Annotated in this window: 17 protein-coding genes and 1 riboswitch; of the genes, 7 read left to right on the top strand and 10 right to left on the bottom strand. The window is 39.1% G+C overall.

From position 1 onward, the window contains the following. Positions 1–30: 30 nt before the first annotated feature. The 3 genes from AWH49_RS07520 to AWH49_RS07530 are packed head-to-tail and all read left to right on the top strand — an operon-like array spanning position 31 to position 4,198. Positions 31–3,273, top strand: coding sequence for an ATP-binding protein (locus AWH49_RS07520; protein ID WP_082862716.1), 3,243 nt, complete (start codon positions 31–33; stop codon positions 3,271–3,273). Beyond that, the gene (locus AWH49_RS07525) at positions 3,270–3,809 is read left to right on the top strand and encodes an HNH/ENDO VII family nuclease (RefSeq protein ID WP_063965187.1); all 540 of its coding nucleotides are present in this window, start codon (positions 3,270–3,272) and stop codon (positions 3,807–3,809) included. Before AWH49_RS07520 ends, AWH49_RS07525 begins: the two co-directional genes overlap by 4 nt. Next, positions 3,809–4,198 (top strand): SMI1/KNR4 family protein, encoded by a 390-nt coding sequence (locus AWH49_RS07530; protein ID WP_063965188.1) that lies wholly within the window; start codon positions 3,809–3,811, stop codon positions 4,196–4,198. Before AWH49_RS07525 ends, AWH49_RS07530 begins: the two co-directional genes overlap by 1 nt. Before the next feature lie 268 nt (positions 4,199–4,466). Here AWH49_RS07530 and AWH49_RS07535 read toward each other — a convergent pair whose 3' ends face one another. The 7 genes from AWH49_RS07535 to AWH49_RS07565 are packed head-to-tail and all read right to left on the bottom strand — an operon-like array spanning position 4,467 to position 10,223. Further along, on the bottom strand, positions 4,467–4,811 hold the full coding sequence (locus AWH49_RS07535; RefSeq protein ID WP_082862717.1) for a Na+/H+ antiporter subunit G: 345 nt from the start codon (positions 4,809–4,811) through the stop codon (positions 4,467–4,469). Continuing rightward, entirely contained in the window at positions 4,789–5,073 is a 285-nt protein-coding gene (locus tag AWH49_RS07540) for a Na(+)/H(+) antiporter subunit F1 (protein ID WP_063965189.1), read from the bottom strand. Before AWH49_RS07540 ends, AWH49_RS07535 begins: the two co-directional genes overlap by 23 nt. After that, entirely contained in the window at positions 5,070–5,555 is a 486-nt protein-coding gene (locus AWH49_RS07545) for a Na+/H+ antiporter subunit E (protein WP_063965190.1), read from the bottom strand. The genes AWH49_RS07540 and AWH49_RS07545 overlap by 4 nt, the downstream gene beginning before the upstream one ends. Positions 5,556–5,585: 30 nt before the next feature. Beyond that, positions 5,586–7,067 (bottom strand): Na+/H+ antiporter subunit D, encoded by a 1,482-nt coding sequence (locus AWH49_RS07550; protein WP_063965191.1) that lies wholly within the window; start codon positions 7,065–7,067, stop codon positions 5,586–5,588. After that, positions 7,060–7,398, bottom strand: coding sequence for a Na(+)/H(+) antiporter subunit C (locus AWH49_RS07555; protein ID WP_018394508.1), 339 nt, complete (start codon positions 7,396–7,398; stop codon positions 7,060–7,062). Before AWH49_RS07555 ends, AWH49_RS07550 begins: the two co-directional genes overlap by 8 nt. Position 7,399: 1 nt before the next feature. Continuing rightward, complete coding sequence (locus AWH49_RS07560) at positions 7,400–7,822, bottom strand: Na(+)/H(+) antiporter subunit B (protein WP_063965192.1); 423 nt, start codon at positions 7,820–7,822, stop codon at positions 7,400–7,402. Further along, entirely contained in the window at positions 7,809–10,223 is a 2,415-nt protein-coding gene (locus tag AWH49_RS07565; protein ID WP_063965193.1) for a Na+/H+ antiporter subunit A, read from the bottom strand. The genes AWH49_RS07560 and AWH49_RS07565 overlap by 14 nt, the downstream gene beginning before the upstream one ends. Before the next feature lie 296 nt (positions 10,224–10,519). Between AWH49_RS07565 and AWH49_RS07570 the strand changes: the two genes are divergently transcribed. Then, positions 10,520–11,212: a universal stress protein gene (locus AWH49_RS07570; RefSeq protein ID WP_063965194.1), complete on the top strand. Its 693-nt coding sequence runs from the start codon at positions 10,520–10,522 to the stop codon at positions 11,210–11,212. Positions 11,213–11,294: 82 nt separating this feature from the next. On the opposite strand, the gene AWH49_RS07575 is transcribed toward AWH49_RS07570, so the two are convergent. Beyond that, complete coding sequence (locus AWH49_RS07575) at positions 11,295–11,834, bottom strand: tyrosine-type recombinase/integrase (protein WP_063965195.1); 540 nt, start codon at positions 11,832–11,834, stop codon at positions 11,295–11,297. 85 nt (positions 11,835–11,919) lie between these two features. Here AWH49_RS07575 and AWH49_RS19045 point away from each other — a divergent pair, with 85 nt between their 5' ends. Beyond that, complete coding sequence (locus AWH49_RS19045) at positions 11,920–12,069, top strand: amino acid permease C-terminal domain-containing protein (RefSeq protein ID WP_425305700.1); 150 nt, start codon at positions 11,920–11,922, stop codon at positions 12,067–12,069. Positions 12,070–12,218: 149 nt separating this feature from the next. Beyond that, complete coding sequence (locus AWH49_RS07580; protein WP_018394502.1) at positions 12,219–12,416, top strand: twin-arginine translocase TatA/TatE family subunit; 198 nt, start codon at positions 12,219–12,221, stop codon at positions 12,414–12,416. 53 nt (positions 12,417–12,469) lie between these two features. On the opposite strand, the gene AWH49_RS07585 is transcribed toward AWH49_RS07580, so the two are convergent. Together AWH49_RS07585 and AWH49_RS07590 are read right to left on the bottom strand one after the other, a co-directional pair. Further along, positions 12,470–13,867 carry an amino acid permease gene (locus tag AWH49_RS07585; protein WP_063965196.1) on the bottom strand — a complete coding sequence of 466 codons (1,398 nt, stop codon included), beginning with the start codon at positions 13,865–13,867 and terminating at the stop codon, positions 12,470–12,472. A 77-nt stretch (positions 13,868–13,944) separates the two neighbouring features. Further along, positions 13,945–14,125, bottom strand: a riboswitch (Lysine riboswitch). 167 nt (positions 14,126–14,292) lie between these two features. Continuing rightward, positions 14,293–14,619 (bottom strand): MerR family transcriptional regulator, encoded by a 327-nt coding sequence (locus tag AWH49_RS07590; protein ID WP_018394500.1) that lies wholly within the window; start codon positions 14,617–14,619, stop codon positions 14,293–14,295. A 183-nt stretch (positions 14,620–14,802) separates the two neighbouring features. Between AWH49_RS07590 and nirB the strand changes: the two genes are divergently transcribed. Beyond that, entirely contained in the window at positions 14,803–17,199 is a 2,397-nt protein-coding gene (gene nirB / locus AWH49_RS07595; protein WP_063965197.1) for a nitrite reductase large subunit NirB, read from the top strand. Positions 17,200–17,208 lie beyond the last annotated feature (9 nt).

Below are 17,208 nucleotides of genomic sequence, written 5' to 3' on the forward strand. Positions count from 1 at the left end.
TTGAATCTGCATTCCTAAAGAGGTGCTATCATGGCAAATTTACAACGTCAGAGTAAGGAACAAAGTATAGTGATTCCTCAATATGAGGGCTTCGAACAGCAGTTTGAAACTGCTTTCGAAGTTGTTGATGATGTAGTACTGAAAAACTACATTACAAAACTGGAAAATATGAATGTTATTCCGTTAAACAGTCAAGCAATTGAGAAAAATCTAGCGAAGAATGTCCGGATGTTTAAAATCAATGAAATTGTCTATTCTCGTGATGAAGATGCTACGTATAAATTAGCCAGTGTATTAAATGCTGTAGCAGTAACAGACAGTTCGGTATTTATTATGATTGACAGTGATGGTACACGTGTGGATTTTTACATGGGAATTCGCTCTTTGAATGAATCGAATAGTACAAAAACATCATATGATACGTTAAAAAATGCAATGAACGGGCACTTTTCAGGCATTAAAACAAACAATATTTTAAAAGATGATATTGAAAAATTATTAAATAAAAAAGAGTCAAGTTCAGTATCAATTGTAACAGGTGTTGCTAATTACAAGGATGATAATTTAAAGAACAATGCATCCTTTATTCAAGGTCTTGAGAAATTAGCTTTTAGTATGCAAGGTGAGGTCTTTACAGGAGTTATTTTAGCCAACCCGGCTAATGCACAGCAATTAAATGAAGTTAGAAAGCAGTATGAAAATATTTATTCCATGTTAGCACCTCTAGCATCTACTCAGGTGTCATATGGTATTAATGATTCTATTAATGAGACAAAGACTTTTACTTTTGGGAATAGTACCGGGGAAACAGATACTACCAGTACTTCTTCAACTAAAACGGTTGGTGAGTCAAATACCAAGAATACTTCAAGTGCAACTTCAAAAAATACTGCAGGAAGTAGCGCAGGTAAGGTTGCAGCTGGAGGTTTAGCAGCAGCTGGTGCTATTTTAGGAAGCGTGGTACCGGGTGCAGGAACGATGTTGGGAATGGCAGTGGGCGGTGCTTTAGGAGGGGCTGTGGCTGCAGCCACCCATAAGACTGTATCTGAAACAGAAGGTGTATCTGCAAGTAATAATGTAAGTGAGGCAGAAACAAACGGCACATCTAATGCTAAAACAAAAACAATAACAGAAAGTAATTCAGATGCAAAAGGTTTTAGCAGAGGAAACTCTGAAACAATTCAGCTTACAAGTCAAAATAAAACAATTCAAAATTATTTGCAAAGAATTGATCAACAATTAATTCGTTTGCAAGAATGTGAAAGTTTGGGTATGTGGGAGTGTGCAGCCTATTTTATGTCAGACACACCGTATGCAGCAGATATTGCTGCTGCCACGTATAAATCGTTAATGCAGGGTGAAAATACGGGTGTTGAAATTTCTAATATTTCAAGCTGGTCCGATAAAGATCGTGATATAAAGGAAATCAATAAATATATACAGAACTTTATGCACCCTACATTTACTTATAAAAATAAAGGAATGGAACTGCCTATTATTCCGACTTCTTTAGTGAGCGGAAAAGAATTGGCTATTCATATGAGTTTGCCGCGAAAATCTGTTAGCGGGTTTCCAGTAATTGAGCATATTGAATTTGCTCAAGAAGTAATTAGTCATTTAGATGAAAGCAGCCGCTTTATTAATTTAGGCGCAATATTTAATATGGGGAAATCTTTAAATAATCGCGTGAAATTAGATTTGCAAAGTTTGAGTATGCATACATTAATTACAGGTTCCACTGGTTCAGGGAAATCTAATACTATTTACGAACTGTTAAGTCAATTAGAGATGCAAGGAATTAAGTTTCTAGTTATCGAGCCAGCTAAAGGCGAATATAAGCATATTTTTGGATCGAACAGTAATGTAACAGTTTTAGGAACAAACCCTAAAAAAAATCAGTTGTTAAAAATTAATCCGTTTAAATTTCCTGAGGACACACATGTTTTAGAGCATGTTGATCGTTTAGTAGAAATCTTTAATGTATGTTGGCCAATGTATGCGGCTATGCCAGCCATTTTAAAAGAAGCAATTATACATTGTTATAGTGAATGTGGTTGGGATTTAGATAATTCGATTAATTTATACTCAGCGGAAAACTATTATCCAACGTTTAAAGATTTACTAAACAGCTTATCTGTTGTAATTAATCAGACAGCATATGATGCTGAAACAAAAGGGAACTATATCGGTTCTTTGGTAACAAGGGTTAAGTCACTGACGAATGGAATCAACGGGCAAATCTTTTGTGGTGAAGAATTAGATAATAGTTTGTTATTTGACTCGAATGTAATTGTAGATTTAAGCCGTATTGGCTCATCAGAAACAAAATCGCTTATAATGGGCATTCTGGTAATGCGTTTAAATGAGCATAGAATGGCAAATAGCGAAGAATTAAATTCACCATTGAAGCATGTAACTGTATTAGAAGAAGCCCATAATATTTTGAAAAAAACTTCTACAGAGCAATCAACTGAAGGTGCTAATATGGTTGGGAAATCAGTTGAGATGCTTTCAAATGCAATAGCTGAGATGCGTACATACGGAGAAGGGTTTATCATTGTTGATCAATCTCCAAGTATGTTAGATATGTCAGCTATTCGTAATACAAATACAAAAATTATTATGCGGTTACCTGATGAGAGTGATCGTCGTCTTGTTGGTAAAGCGGCCGGCTTAAAAGATCAACAATTGGATGAAATAATTAAACTGCCAAAGGGCGTTGCTGCCGTCTATCAAAATGACTGGTTAGAACCTGTATTATGCAAAATTAATCATTTCATTCAAACTCCGAAGTTGTATGAGTATAATGAATCAAAAGAGTCATCAATTGTTAAAAAAGAAAATATATCTTTAGTTTGCAAGTATTTATTGCATGGTAGAATTAGAAACTTTGAAGCAATTGATCCTACAGATGTAAAACTAGTATTAGAACAATTAGTCATATCAACTAAAGTAAAACTGCAGATGAACCATTATTTACAAAACGAAAATGAATTAATCAGCAAGGATCATTTCGATGTTATTGCTAGTATAGTTGCAGAATTGTTAGAGGTTGAGGATAGTTTATCTCAGCGGCTCGCTAAATTAAATAACATTGAAACTGTGAATAAAGAACTTATGGAGCATGTCGATAAGTATACGAGAAATTTAGATGATGAAGTTAAGCTTGCGATTAGACAATGTGTGTTGAGAGACTGCTCTATAAAAGATAAAAAGAATATCGAAATTTATAAAGCTTGGATAGAGGCAGTAAGAGGAGGGAGGATTAGATGAGAGAAATTATTCAACCTGTCGAAATCCCGATAGATGAAAAAGCAGAAATCACTTTTGAGAATGAAATATTTGCCGACTTAGATGCACCGTTATATGACTTATCCTCTATAGAGAGTGAAAACAAGAAATATGTTTCACTTGAAGAAAGTTTAAGCGAAGTTTCTGATGCCGAAAAAGAGATTTATGAACAAGCAAATGTAGAAGCTAATGAAGTCAACGAAAGAGAGTGTTTGACTAGAACAGATATTAATTATGATGATATAGATGGGCGTGGACGAACAAATTTAGAAAGAATGTCTGATGGAAAGCCCCCCCTTATTGATGGGAACCCTGTCGAGCTTCATCATATTGGTCAAAAACATGATGCTCCATTAGCTGAGTTAACTCTAGCGGAACATCGTGGACCAGGTAATGATGGAATTTTACATGATAAAACACAGGATTCAGAAATTGATCGTAATGAGTTTAAAAAAGAAAGAGAACAACATTGGAAGGCTAGGGCTGAAGAGATTTTAGCGGAAAGAGGAGAAGTATAATGTCGTTTATTGAAAAGATTAAAGAAAGTGATGCAGAGGTTTTTAATGGCGCAAGTGAACAGGAAATAGTGACTGCGGAGCAAAAGTTGGGTGTTACATTTCCTGAAACTTACCGCACTATTTTAGCTGAGTTTGGTTCTCTAGAAAATGGATCAGACGAAATCTTTGGTTTAGGTGTTGAAGGGTATTTAAATGTTGTTGAATCAACACTTGAAGAGCGTAAGTTAGCTAAAGGTGATTTAGACAAGTATGTTGTGATCCAAAATTTAGGTATAGATGGTTTGCTAATCGTAATCGATGAAAATGATAACGTTTATGAATATGCAAATGGTAACTTTAAAAATTTGCTTAGTACGACTGCAGAATATATCGAAAGTCAACTCCTGTGAAATTAACATAATATAAAAATAAGGTGCTTAAATTAAATATCGAAAAATGCCCCAGCAAGCTTGTTTTTGAGCCAATGGCATTTAATAAGGCATTTAGTAAGAAATAAAAATAGCTGAGAACCATTAAAAGTCTTGATATTAAGCAACTTAATGCGAGGCTGGTTCGACACCCGCCGTCTCCACCAAATACATGCTACATATGTCCTGGTGAATGTTTTGTAAAAAAAAGCATAACTTGTCTGATAAGGACAAATTATGCTTTATTTTTTTATTCTTCATTTTGCAAAATAGTATCTTCTGTCTTGTTTGCAAGTTCCACATCCGAATGATATGCTGCCCGGCAAATAAGGTGACCTGCAACGGGTGCGGTTAAATATAAGAAGACAATACCGAGAACGAGCCGAACACTTATATAATGTTCAGAGGACCAGAAAAAAATGAATACGCCTGTTAACGTGAGTAACACAGATAGTGTCGAACTTTTCGTTCCAGCATGTGAACGAGTATACACATCGGGCAAAATCACAATGCCATAAGCGCTGATGACAGCGGCAATGCTTCCGAATAATACCATCAAAGCGGCAATCAATTCAACGATTTCGTTTCCGGTCAATGATGACCCCCCTCTCAATGTATTTAGAGAAGGCGATCGTGCTAATAAACGCGAGAATAGCTATAATCAAAATAACTTCCAAATACGCTTTCGTCATTAAAACAACACTTAATACGGCGACGATAGAAATAAGATTGACGCCGATCACATCGAACGCGACAATACGATCCGGCAGCGTTGGTCCTTTTAAAACGCGGAAAAGTACAATTAGAATAGCAATGCTAAACAGAACGATTGCCGTCACGAATATAAGGTTAATCATGGACGAGACACCTCCAAAATCACTTTTTCATACATACGAATCGATTTTAATAACATTGGTTTCGAATCTTTCACGTCCATTGCATGGATTGTAAGCACATTGCCTTCCGGTGAAATGCGCAGTACGACAGAGCCAGGCGTTAAGATGATGAGAAGAGCAAGTGCCGTCACTTCCCAATCACTCCGAAGCTTTGTTTCATACAATAAGACCCCTGGTTCAAACGTCGTGCTTGGAATTAAAATTTGTTTCATAATCAATAGGCTGGAAGATAGGAGCTCATAGTTGAAAATGAAGAGCAATTGTATCATGGAAAAGACACGCTTCAAATAAAATGGCGTTCCGAAAAATCGATGCATAATAAACATGACGAAAATGCCAACTAAAAAACCGGATAAAAGAGTAGGGACTCTGAGTGTATCTTCATCTTTTAAGAAGACCCACAAAACGGCAATTAACAAGTTTAAAAGAAATTGTAGATACATCTTACTCCACCTCCATTATGAACGAACCAATTAGTCATTGTTTAGCGCCCCCTCAATGTAAAGGTTCGGATTCGTTAACACGTTTGCTGCTTCTGCCACGTAAGGAGAAACGACACTCATGCCTAAACCGAGTCCTATTGTTAACATTGCTAAAATAAGACAGGACGCTAACATCCCTTTTGATAAGTAAATTTGGTTCTTTTTAAGAATAGATGTTTCGCCCCAGAACATATTCAAAAAGATGCGCAGTAGCGAATATAGTACGAACAAGCTTGATAAAAAGGCTACGGCAACCATCACATATTCACCGGCGACAAGTGCTCCTTTTCCAATTAACAGCTTACCAGCAAAACCACTGAACGGAGGGATACCACCTAAAGATAGAAGAGTGATGAGGAAAATCCATCCGAACAGCGGATAGTTAGTAATTAAACCGCTGACTTGATCAAATCTCGTTTTCCCGGTCAGATAAATCACTGTTCCGACCATGAGGAATAACAATCCTTTCACGAGAATATCATGTACGAGGTAATAGATGGATCCTTGAATCGACTCTACGTTATTGGAAGCCAGTCCAACTAAAATAAATCCAATGGCAATAATTACGTTGTACGCCACGATTTTTCGTACATCTTTATACGCAATTGCTCCAATGCTGCCCCCGATCATCGTGATCATCGCCATCACGCCGATGATCGTATGTGTAATCGATGGCTCATGGTAAAACAATAAAGTGAAAGAGCGGAACAACGCATACACGCCTACTTTTGTCAGCAACGCTGCAAATAGGGCGGAGATAGCTGTAGGCAATGCCTCGTAAGAACCAGGGAGCCAGAAATAAAGCACTAACCCTGCTTTGAGGGAAAAGACGATCAAAAACAAAATGCTGATTGTTGTAAGCAGCGGCGGCTGTCCGACTTCTGCAATCCGCTGGGATAAATGAGCCATATTCAACGTTCCGAGCGTACCATATAAGTAAGCAATACCGAGTAAGAAAAACCAGGAAGACAAAATGTTAATTAAAATGTATTTAATTCCTTCGGTCAGCTGCTTTTTCTCGCCTCCAAGTGTCATTAATACATACGAAGCAAGAAGCATCACTTCAAAACAAACAAATAAATTGAATAAGTCGCCTGTTAAAAATGCCCCATTTACGCCTGCGATCAGCAATAATAAAAATGGATATAAAAAGAATTTTTCTCTTTTTTCATCTTTTGCAAAAGCAGCATACAATAAGCAAAGAATGGTCACGAGTGAAGACGTTGTGACGAGCAGCATCGCAAATGCATCTGCTACGAAGGTGATACCAAATGGCGGCGCCCATTCTCCAAAATCAAGACGTAAGATGCCTTCATCCATCACTTTCTCTAAAATCCAAAGACTGATCAGAAAGACGACAACCATTGTCAGAATGCTGCCCCATCGTTGAACTTTCGGATTTGAACGAAAGAAAAGTAATAAAACACCGGCAATGATCGGGAGGACCATAGGAAATACTAAAATATTATTCATCGTTCGTCCCTCTCATTTCATGCAAATTATCAGTTCCAACGCTTTGGTACGTGCGATACATAAGAACAAGGAAAAACGCAGTTACGGCAAAACTGATGACAATGGCCGTTAAGATGAGCGCTTGTGGAAGTGCGTCCACATAGGTTTCAACTTTACCCCCTAAAATAGGCACGCCCCCTTTTTTTAATCCGCCCATCGTTATGAGCAGCAGGTGGATAGCATGAGAAAGAATTGCACTGCCTAATACGACCCGAATCACATTTTTTGAGAGCAGCAAGTAAGTGGCAACAGATACAAGTACACCGATTAAAAGAGTAATTATCGTCTCCATCTTACACATCCTCACTTATGCTGACCATGATCGTTATGACAACACCAACCACACCTAAAGCGACACCTGATTCAAATAATGTGACGGTTGCAAACCCTGTCTTCCCAAAAACGGGAAGATTGAAGTAGGCAGAGGATTGGCTTAGAAAAGCACTTCCGAATAGAAGAGAACCCATTCCAGTGCATATCGCGATCAAAACACCTACAGCAGCTACCATTTTATAATTGAGTGGAATCCCTGCGTTAACAGACTCCACATCAAAGGCTATATACAAAAGGACGAAAGCAGATGATAAAGTAAGTCCACCGATAAATCCGCCGCCTGGATTGTGATGTCCTGATAAAAATAAATAAACACCAAATGTTAAAATAATGAACACAGCGACTTTTGATACGGTTTGTAAAATGATATCATTTTCTCTCAATCTTATCCCCTCCTTGTGGTGCTTTTAATTTGACGAGAGTGTAGACACCGATGCCTGCTATAAATAGAACGACTACTTCTAGCATCGTATCGAAGGCACGGAAATCCCCTAAAATAGAATTGACAATATTTCGTCCACCAGCAAGTTCATATGAATCCTCAAAATAGCTAGAGATCGATTCAAATAATTTGTTCCCTTGCACAGATAACGCAATTAATACCGTTAGCGCACCCATGCCGATGGAAATGATGATTTTAGGAAAACGGACTTTCCATGAACGATCTTCTTTTGACCACTCAGGCAAATGATAGAAGCAAAGGAGAAATAAGACGGTTGTAACGGTTTCAACGACAAGCTGCGTCAGTGCAAGGTCTGGTGCTCTAAATAGTACAAAGAACACGGCAATCGAATAACCAAGAAGACCGTTTAATAACGTAGCGGTCATGCGAGACTTCGCAAAAAGAATGCCGACTACTGCGATGCTCATGATCCCGACAAAGACCCCCTCATATAAACTGACTGACGCATCGTTAGAAGGATCAAAGGCGATGCTGCCTGATAAAAAGAGTGTACCGCCTACCATGAGCAAGAGAAAACCAAAGATATAATAGAGATAGTTCGGCAAAAAACCTGTCATATAACGATCTGTTGCTTTTTTTGATCCGCTTTCGCTTGCTGCCAATATCCACTGGTACCCGCGATCAAGACTTAGCTTCTCAGGGAACAAGTCATAAATGACATTCCAGAAACGATAGGTGTTCATTAAAACTATCCCAAGAATCACGACACCTGCAGTCATTAATAATTCTAAATTAAATCCATGCCAGGCAGAGATTTTAGGAATGAACCCTTCCATGTTTTGATAGGTAGGAAGAATCCCGTTCATTGCAGGTGCAAGCAAGTATTTACTTAACAGATTCGGGAAGAAAAACAAGAGAATGACGAACGTACATAGGACAATCGGAGATAGTAACATCCCAATTGGTGCTTCATGAGGATCTTTCTCCAGTCGTTCACGGCGATACGGTCCCAGGAATGTTCGAAAGACAATGATCATGGAATAAATGAAGGTGAAAATGCTTCCTATCCAGGCAATGATCGGAAATAAGAGACCCCACGTATCCATAGAAAAAATCGACATTTCAGGGGCATTTAATACAGCTGTAAAAAACATTTCTTTACTTAAAAAACCATTAAATGGCGGCAGTCCGGCCATTGAGAAGCTGCCAATGACCGATAATGTGAACGTAATTGGCATGAGGGAAAGTAAACCACCTAGTTTACGGACATCCCTTGTCCCTACTCCATGATCGACAATCCCGACAATCATGAAAAGTGCTCCTTTAAACGTGGCGTGATTGACAAGGTGAAAGAGAGCGGCAAAGATCGCTTGTGTATAAATGATGGAATTGGTGGAAGCGCCTCCTTGCAGCGCTGCAGATCCGAGGCCGAATAAAGACATCATTAACCCTAATTGGCTAATCGTCGAATAAGCGAGCAACGCCTTTAAATCATTTTGTCTAACGGCTGTAAAGGAGCCCCAAAACATCGTGAAAATTCCTACACCGCTCACAAGCCAGAACCAGGTCGCTTCGCCGCCAAAAACAGGTGTAAAGCGGGCAACTAAAAATAATCCTGCTTTGACCATCGTTGCAGAGTGCAAATAGGCACTGACTGGCGTTGGTGCTTCCATTGCATCCGGCAGCCAGATATGGAATGGAAATTGGGCCGATTTCGTAAAGGCGCCAAGTAAGATTAACACTAAAGAAGGAACAAATAATTCGTGATCTTGAATCGAATCTCGCATTGCAATGATTTCTTGCACACTGTTTGTCGCGGTCATCACTTGCAGCATGATGAACCCGACAAGCATGGCAATACCGCCCCCGACCGTAATTAAAAAGGATTTTTGAGCACCATAACGGGATTTTTTACGGCGGAACCAAAATGCAATGAGTAAGAAGGAAGAAATACTTGTTAATTCCCAGAATAGGTAGAGTACCATTAAGTTATCAGATAACACAACTCCGAGCATCGCTCCCATGAAGAGCAATAAGTAGGTATAGAAATGGGAAAGTGATTCCTTTTCTTTCGATAAATAAAAAATGGAATACAGAACGACTAAGCTTCCAATCCCTGTAATTAATAAGGTGAAAATGAGGCTGAGACCATCTAAATAAACAGCAAAATGGAGGTCTAATGCTCGAATCCAGGCGACAGAGCCTGTGATCGCTTTATTGGCGGAAATCACTGGGATTTTTGAAACGAAAAAACTAAATAATAAGATGGGGACCGGAAGTACTACCCACCCGAGATGCAGTTTTGGGAATTGTCTCCCGAAGATGGGGATCAGAAAAGCTGTTAAAATAGGGATGAGAATAAAAGCATGAATAGAAATCAAGCAAGTTCCTCCTTACTTTTTTTGATGTAGTTTATGTCGTGAAAGAATGTATTCAATTTTAAAAATGGGCTTGATTAAAAAACAATTATTTCTTTGTAAGCAATGTCAAATAGGGGAATATAAATAAAGTGAAACATCATTAAAAAATTTAGGGGTTGAAATTTCGACAACTCCCCTATAATCTAGTCATTTGGGGCAAGAAAAATATCTTTGTCGTATTTGTATTAATTTCTAGATTTAAACAGATGTAAAATGAACAAAATCATCAAAAAATTATATATAGAGGTGTAGTCGTTATGAAAAGATTGAGAGCTCGTATGGATGAAAGCATTTTAGTCTGTACGTATTATGGTCCAAATGGCGAGCGGCTGATCAAGCGCGGATGCAAAATTGCGAACATGCTGGATTGCCCGCTTTATATTTTGACTGTTGATTCACTTCCCCAAGAAGAACTAAGTGCGGACAAAGCCGCCTACATCGATCGATGGAAAGCCCTGGCAGAAGAGCATGGTGCGGAAGAGTTAATCATTCGCGATAATGAAAAGAGACCACCTGTGAAAGTGATTGCCGAAGTTGCCCGTGAATTAAATATCACCCAAATTATTTTGGGGCAGTCCCCTCAAAGTCGTTGGGAAGAAATTAAAAAGGGATCCTTTGTGAACACTCTATTACGTGAAATCTCGTTTGTGGATTTTCATATCGTGTCGATCGACCGCTCCGTTGAGGACGAGGACAATCTCTTTGATAACGGGACAAGAGCTTATTTAGTAAAATCCGATGAAGAATATCGTATTAGTTTTACCTACTCTGATGAAGTCATTCATGAAGGAATCTTTTACAAAGAAACCGGAACTGATTTTAATAACGGCGTCTTTAAATTTATTAAAGACAATAAAACGTGTCAACTCCATGTAACCGACGATAAGATTACGAAGCCTACTTCTATTCATGCTTCCATTAAAGAAGAGACGTTTAAACATGATCAATAGAAGAACCATTTTGTTTTAAAAGCCTGTAGAGAAAGAATCTGTTTCTCTGCAGGCTTTTTTGTACGCGTTGATAGAAGAAAGACTATAAATTCACGTCTATTTTTTGATCAGTGGCATCCATTCCAATATATCGAAATGTTTCTGATGGACTAGCGTGATGAAACCGGGCTTGAATAAGGGAAATAGCAATCCCTTTTATATAGGCATGATAGCCAAACGTTTTTCTCAGCGTATGAGTGCCAATCTGATCGCTTATCCCCGCTTTTCGTGCAGCATCATTGATGACACGATAGGCATGTTGACGCGAAATAGGTAATTCACTCTTTGGTGATTTGAACAGATAATCATCGATCGTCGTCGTATTTTGTTTCAAATGAAAAGTTAAGGCTGATTTAACTTGATCATTCAAATAAATCGTTTGATTGTCTACATGAAGAAATGAAAGGATTGTTCCGGACTCGTCCACCAATTGATTGATTTTTAAAGACAGAAGAGTGTTAATTTTAAGTCCAGTATTAATGCCTAATACAAATAAGACAAAGTCTCGACTCGATTGTTTTTTTAAAATTTCCTTGATTAATTGTATTTCATGCAGGTTTTTTATTGGGTTAACATATTCCACTGTCTTCTCTCCTTGATGTTACTTAATATAATGATATCATCCCTTTAAGTAACATTCAAATGATAAGGGTGCATACAGCCTTATCATTCCGGGGCTAGCTATCTTATTTTGTGGCTTTTTGATTTTTCGACTTGGCGCAGCTACTTGGATTCGTTTTGCTATATGGTTAGCAATCGGAGTTGTTATTTATTTTTCATACTCACAAAAACAATCAAAATTAAATAATGATAAATAAAAAAACAAAAAATCCGTGCTATTTTACGACGGGCATGGATTTTTTGAATGTACTTAAACAATTTTGACACCTGCTGTAAGGTTCGCTATATTAATAATAACTTTCGAGTAGAATAAATCACTGTGAACGATATAAAGGGGGGAAGTCCTATGGTAGGACCTGGAGGGATCATATTAATTGGTGCCGCTGCTTTATTAATATTCGGGCCTAAAAAGTTGCCGGAGATTGGACGTGCAGCCGGTAAGACATTAACGGAATTTAAAAATTCTACAAAAGGCCTTATGGAAGACGATGACAAGGAAACGAAAAAACAATCTCAAGAAAAATCGGACGATGAAGTAAAATAATCAAAAGAAAGGAGCGTTCTCCATTTATGAGGACGCTCCTTTCTTTTGATTATTTATGATTTTATTAATCGAATTCGAGTAAGCAAGGGATAAAGAATAACACCTAACAAAAACAGACCAATCCCTAAAGTAAGCGTCGTCCAATCGGCTGTCCCTGATTTGATGACCCATACTGAATATATGAAGGCAAGTGCTGCAATGATGCCATTCGATATACGTGATTTTTCTCCCGGATTGTAAGTATCGCCTTTTATGACAAGTTTTAAAAGGAAAGTTGCAGATACTAAATAAGGGATTAAGTAAGCAAGCGTAGCAGATGTTGTCAAAAACGTATAGGCTTCACTGATGGTGCCAGAAATGGTTGAGAATATAAAAATTTGTGACATCGTATTCGTGACGGTTAATGCTCTAACAGGGCTTCCTTTTTTATTTAACTTTGCAAAATAAGCAGGGAAGATGCCGGACTTAGCAGCATTATAAGGAACCTCTGAACTTAATAATATCCATCCAATGGTAGAGCCGAATAAGGAGATGGTAGCTAAAAGGGCCATAATGGTTGCGCCAGTGTCTCCAATTAAAGCAGAAAGAGCATCTACAAACGGTTTATCAGACGACTTTAATACTTCCTGAGGCAGTACACCCATAATCAGCAACGTGATCGCCATATAAATGACGAGTGCAATTAAAAGACCTGCAACAGTGGCACGGCTGACATCGCGTTGGGATTTAGCGCGTCCAGATAGGATGACGGCGGATTCAATACCTACAAATGCCCAAAGCGTTGATATTGCAGCAAGGTTTATTTGGCTGAGCAGGCCGTGGGATGTTCCCTCATTATCTATAATAGGCGTATATAAATCTCCTAAAGTAGACAGTTCAAAAACAAAAAGAGTAGCAACGATAAATAACATAAATCCAATGACTTTTGAAACGGTTGCGATAAAGTTTAATTTACCTGCACTTTTAATACTCGTGATTAAGATAAGGTGAGTGCCCCACAATAAAAGACTGCAGACGATAAACGTGACGATTCTTCCCAAAGCAATTTCTTGAGATCCCATTGAGAAAAGAATATATTCGCTTCTCATGACAGGGAAGAAGGTGGACAAGTATCCAGCAAAGCTTGTAATGATGGCTACATTGCTAATCCAATTGGCCACCCAATATCCCCAAACCATTGAAAAACCAGCTGTTTTTCCATACGCCTGTGAGGTGAACAGGGCTCGAGCGTAACTTTGAGGGCCTCCCGTTAATTCAGGTTGACGATTAGATAATGTGCTGAATACTAAAGCGATCATTAATACACCAAAACCAGTCAACAGCCAAGCAATTGTGACGCCGAGTGGACTGGCCATTTGAGCTAACGTGCTTGGCAGCATGAAAATACCTGAACCTACCATGTTTCCGACAACGATAGCGGTCAATAACCAAAACCCCCATTTTTTATCCATTAAAAATCCTCCTAAATAAAAAAAGCAAAGGAATACACCTTTGCGTTTTTAAATGATTAATTGAAACCCGCAACCTATCTCATCGTAGCTCTCCACAGAAAATATCTGTGACAGTTTTACACCTATTTGATGTAAACCCAGTAAGAAAGATGAAATGGATCTCTCGTACTTCGGCAACAATTCCTTTCAACATACCATCAACAACCCCATTAGGTTTCAAGTACATTACTATTAATTATTGCAACCTCTACCTCATCGAGATAGCGATGAGGATTTATCTATTCTATTTGCCTAGTCATGAGAGTAACAAATAAGAATTAGGCCTGTCAACACTATCATTATTTTAATTTATTATATTAAGTATATAACCTATCAGTAGAATGAAAACGAAAACAGACTTGCCAGTGCCGACAAGTCTGTTTTCGTTATTTCAATCCTTTTTGTATACCAAATTGTGCGTTCAGTTGTCCTTTAATCATACTTCGTTTCAATTTATCTTCATCTGGTTTCTTTTTCATTTCTTGCCTAATTTCAAATGTGCGTACACCATCCTCCATTTGATTAGCAATATCCATCAATGTTTCTACGTCGACAAATGAGTATTTGCGTGTGCCGCGGTCTGACCGCTCGGGGAAAATGAGCTTCCGTTCTTCGTAGTAGCGTATTTGCCGTTCGGACAACCCTGTTAGCTCGCTGACAATCCCGATCGTAATGACCTTTTTCGTTTTGTACGTTTTTTCTTCATCTGTCATACACTCACCTCGAAATGGGTTGTAAATATATTATATCGTATTCAATTAAGAAATATAATAATTACATGTTATATGATATAACTTTATGAAAAATGATGTTAGATTATATAACATTAATCATGACGATCCCTTTTTCCTTATCTATAATCAATCGTATCAACAGCCACTGAGGAGGATGTTTTTATGAATCAAGAAAAAATCGTCATGGTTGGAAATGGAATGGCCGGTGTCCGTTCGATCGAAGAAATTTTAAACGTTCGACCGGATCACTTTCATATAACAATTTTCGGAACAGAACCGTATCCAAACTACAACCGGATTCAACTGTCAAAGGTGTTGCAGGGAGATACAACCATCTCAGATATTACATTGAATGACTGGAATTGGTATGAAGATCATGATATTAAGCTTTATTCAGGTGAAACAGTCGTTCACATTAATACGAAAGAGCAATTTGTCCAAACAAACAAAGAACGCAGCGTTTCATATGATAAATTAATTATCGCGACGGGCTCGCTACCGTTTATCATTCCGGTGCCGGGATCAGATAAAGAAGGCGTGACTGCATTTCGTGATATTCAGGACTGTGAAAAAATGATTGATTGTTCAAAAGTATATAAAAAAGCAGCGGTTATAGGTGGGGGGCTGCTTGGTCTCGAAGCGGCACGTGGACTATTAAATCTTGGAATGACTGTTGATGTTATTCATCTTACTGATTGTCTAATGGATCGGCAGTTGGATGAAACAGCCAGCAAAATGCTGAAAAAAGAGCTCGAAAAACAAGGGATGAAATTCTTAATGAATAAACAGACCGCAGAAATTATTGGCGGTGACCGTGTCGAAGCAATCCGTTTTGGTGATGGGGAAGTCATTGATGCAGATCTTGTTGTGATGGCAGCCGGCATTCGTCCAAACACAGGCCTTGCGAAAGAAAGTGGTATTGAAGTAAATCGAGGAATTCTCGTTAACGATTATATGGAAACAAGTATTCCAGGTGTATATGCAGTCGGCGAATGTGCAGAACACAGAGAAGTCGTGTACGGCCTCGTTGCACCGCTCTATGAGCAAGGAAAAGCAATGGCTGCCCACATTTGTAGTGAACAGGCGCCGGGATATGAAGGTTCTGTATTATCTACTCAATTAAAAGTATCCGGTGTCGATGTGTTTTCTGCCGGTGAAATTGTAGAAGACGAAGAGACAAAAACGATTAAAATGTTCGATGACTGGAAAGGTGTTTATAAAAAAATCATCATTCGTGACGGGAAAATGACCGGCGCTGTGTTATTTGGTGATACGAGTGAAGGGTCAAAGCTGCTGCGGCTTATTAACAAGCGGGCGAATGTAGAGGAATATATGGGCACTGAAGAAGCAGCAGAAAGCATGGTGGCGACGATGGCAGACAGTGAGCTTGTCTGCGGCTGTAATGGTGTAACGAAAGGGACGATTACAGAGGCGATCAAGAAGATCGGCTTGACGACATTTGAAGAAGTGAAAGCATGTACGGGTGCATCCCGTTCATGCGGCGGCTGTAAATCACTTGTTGTCGATATTCTGGCGCATACACTCGGTGACGAGTTTGAAAAAGAGGATCAAAAAGAACCGGTTTGTGGTTGTACAACGTTGTCCCGTGATGATGTCGTAGAAGCAATTCGCGAAAAAGGGCTGACATATACGCGCGAAGTGATGAATGTACTTGGCTGGAAAACAGAAGACGGCTGTTCGAAATGCCGGCCGGCGCTCAATTATTATCTTGGCATGATCAACCCGGTTGAATATGAAGATGAGAAAGAATCGCGTTTCGTCAATGAAAGAATGCATGCAAATATTCAAAAAGACGGTACTTATTCAGTCGTTCCCCGTATGTACGGCGGTGTCACGTCAGCGGACGATCTTCGGAAGATTGCGGATGTAGCCGACAAGTATGAAGTACCGCTTATTAAAGTAACCGGCGGACAGCGGATTGATTTGTTCGGTGTGAAAAAAGAAGACTTGCCGGACGTATGGGCCGATCTCGGCATGCCATCGGGTTACGCGTATGGAAAAACATTGCGTACGGTGAAAACGTGTGTCGGTGAAAGCTTCTGCCGGTTTGGGACACAGGATTCAATCGGAATGGGTATCGCCATGGAGAAAAAATTTGAACGAATCGGTACACCGCATAAAGTGAAAATGGCCGTTTCAGCCTGCCCGCGTAACTGTGCAGAATCGGGTATTAAAGACATTGGTGTTGTTGGTGTAGACGGCGCTTGGGAAATTTATGTCGGTGGCAACGGCGGTACGCATTTGCGGGCAGCAGATTTATTTTGCAAAGTCACGACAAATGAAGAAGTAATGGAAATGATTGGCGCATTTTTGCAATATTACCGTGAAGATGCTGCCTACCTTGAGCGTACATCGGTCTGGGTGGAGCGTGTCGGACTTGACCATATTAAAGAAGTGCTTGCCGATAAAGCGACGCGCGATGCCCTAAATGCTCGCATAGCTGAAGCGTTGTCCGTTACAAAAGAGCCGTGGAAAGAAGTGATTGAGAGTGAGAAAATTCGCAAGGAACTATATGAGACAGTCCGTGTGACAAAATAAGGGACAGGG

Origin of the sequence: Domibacillus aminovorans, from assembly GCF_001643235.1 — a bacterium.
Lineage (GTDB): Bacteria > Bacillota > Bacilli > Bacillales > Domibacillaceae > Domibacillus > Domibacillus aminovorans.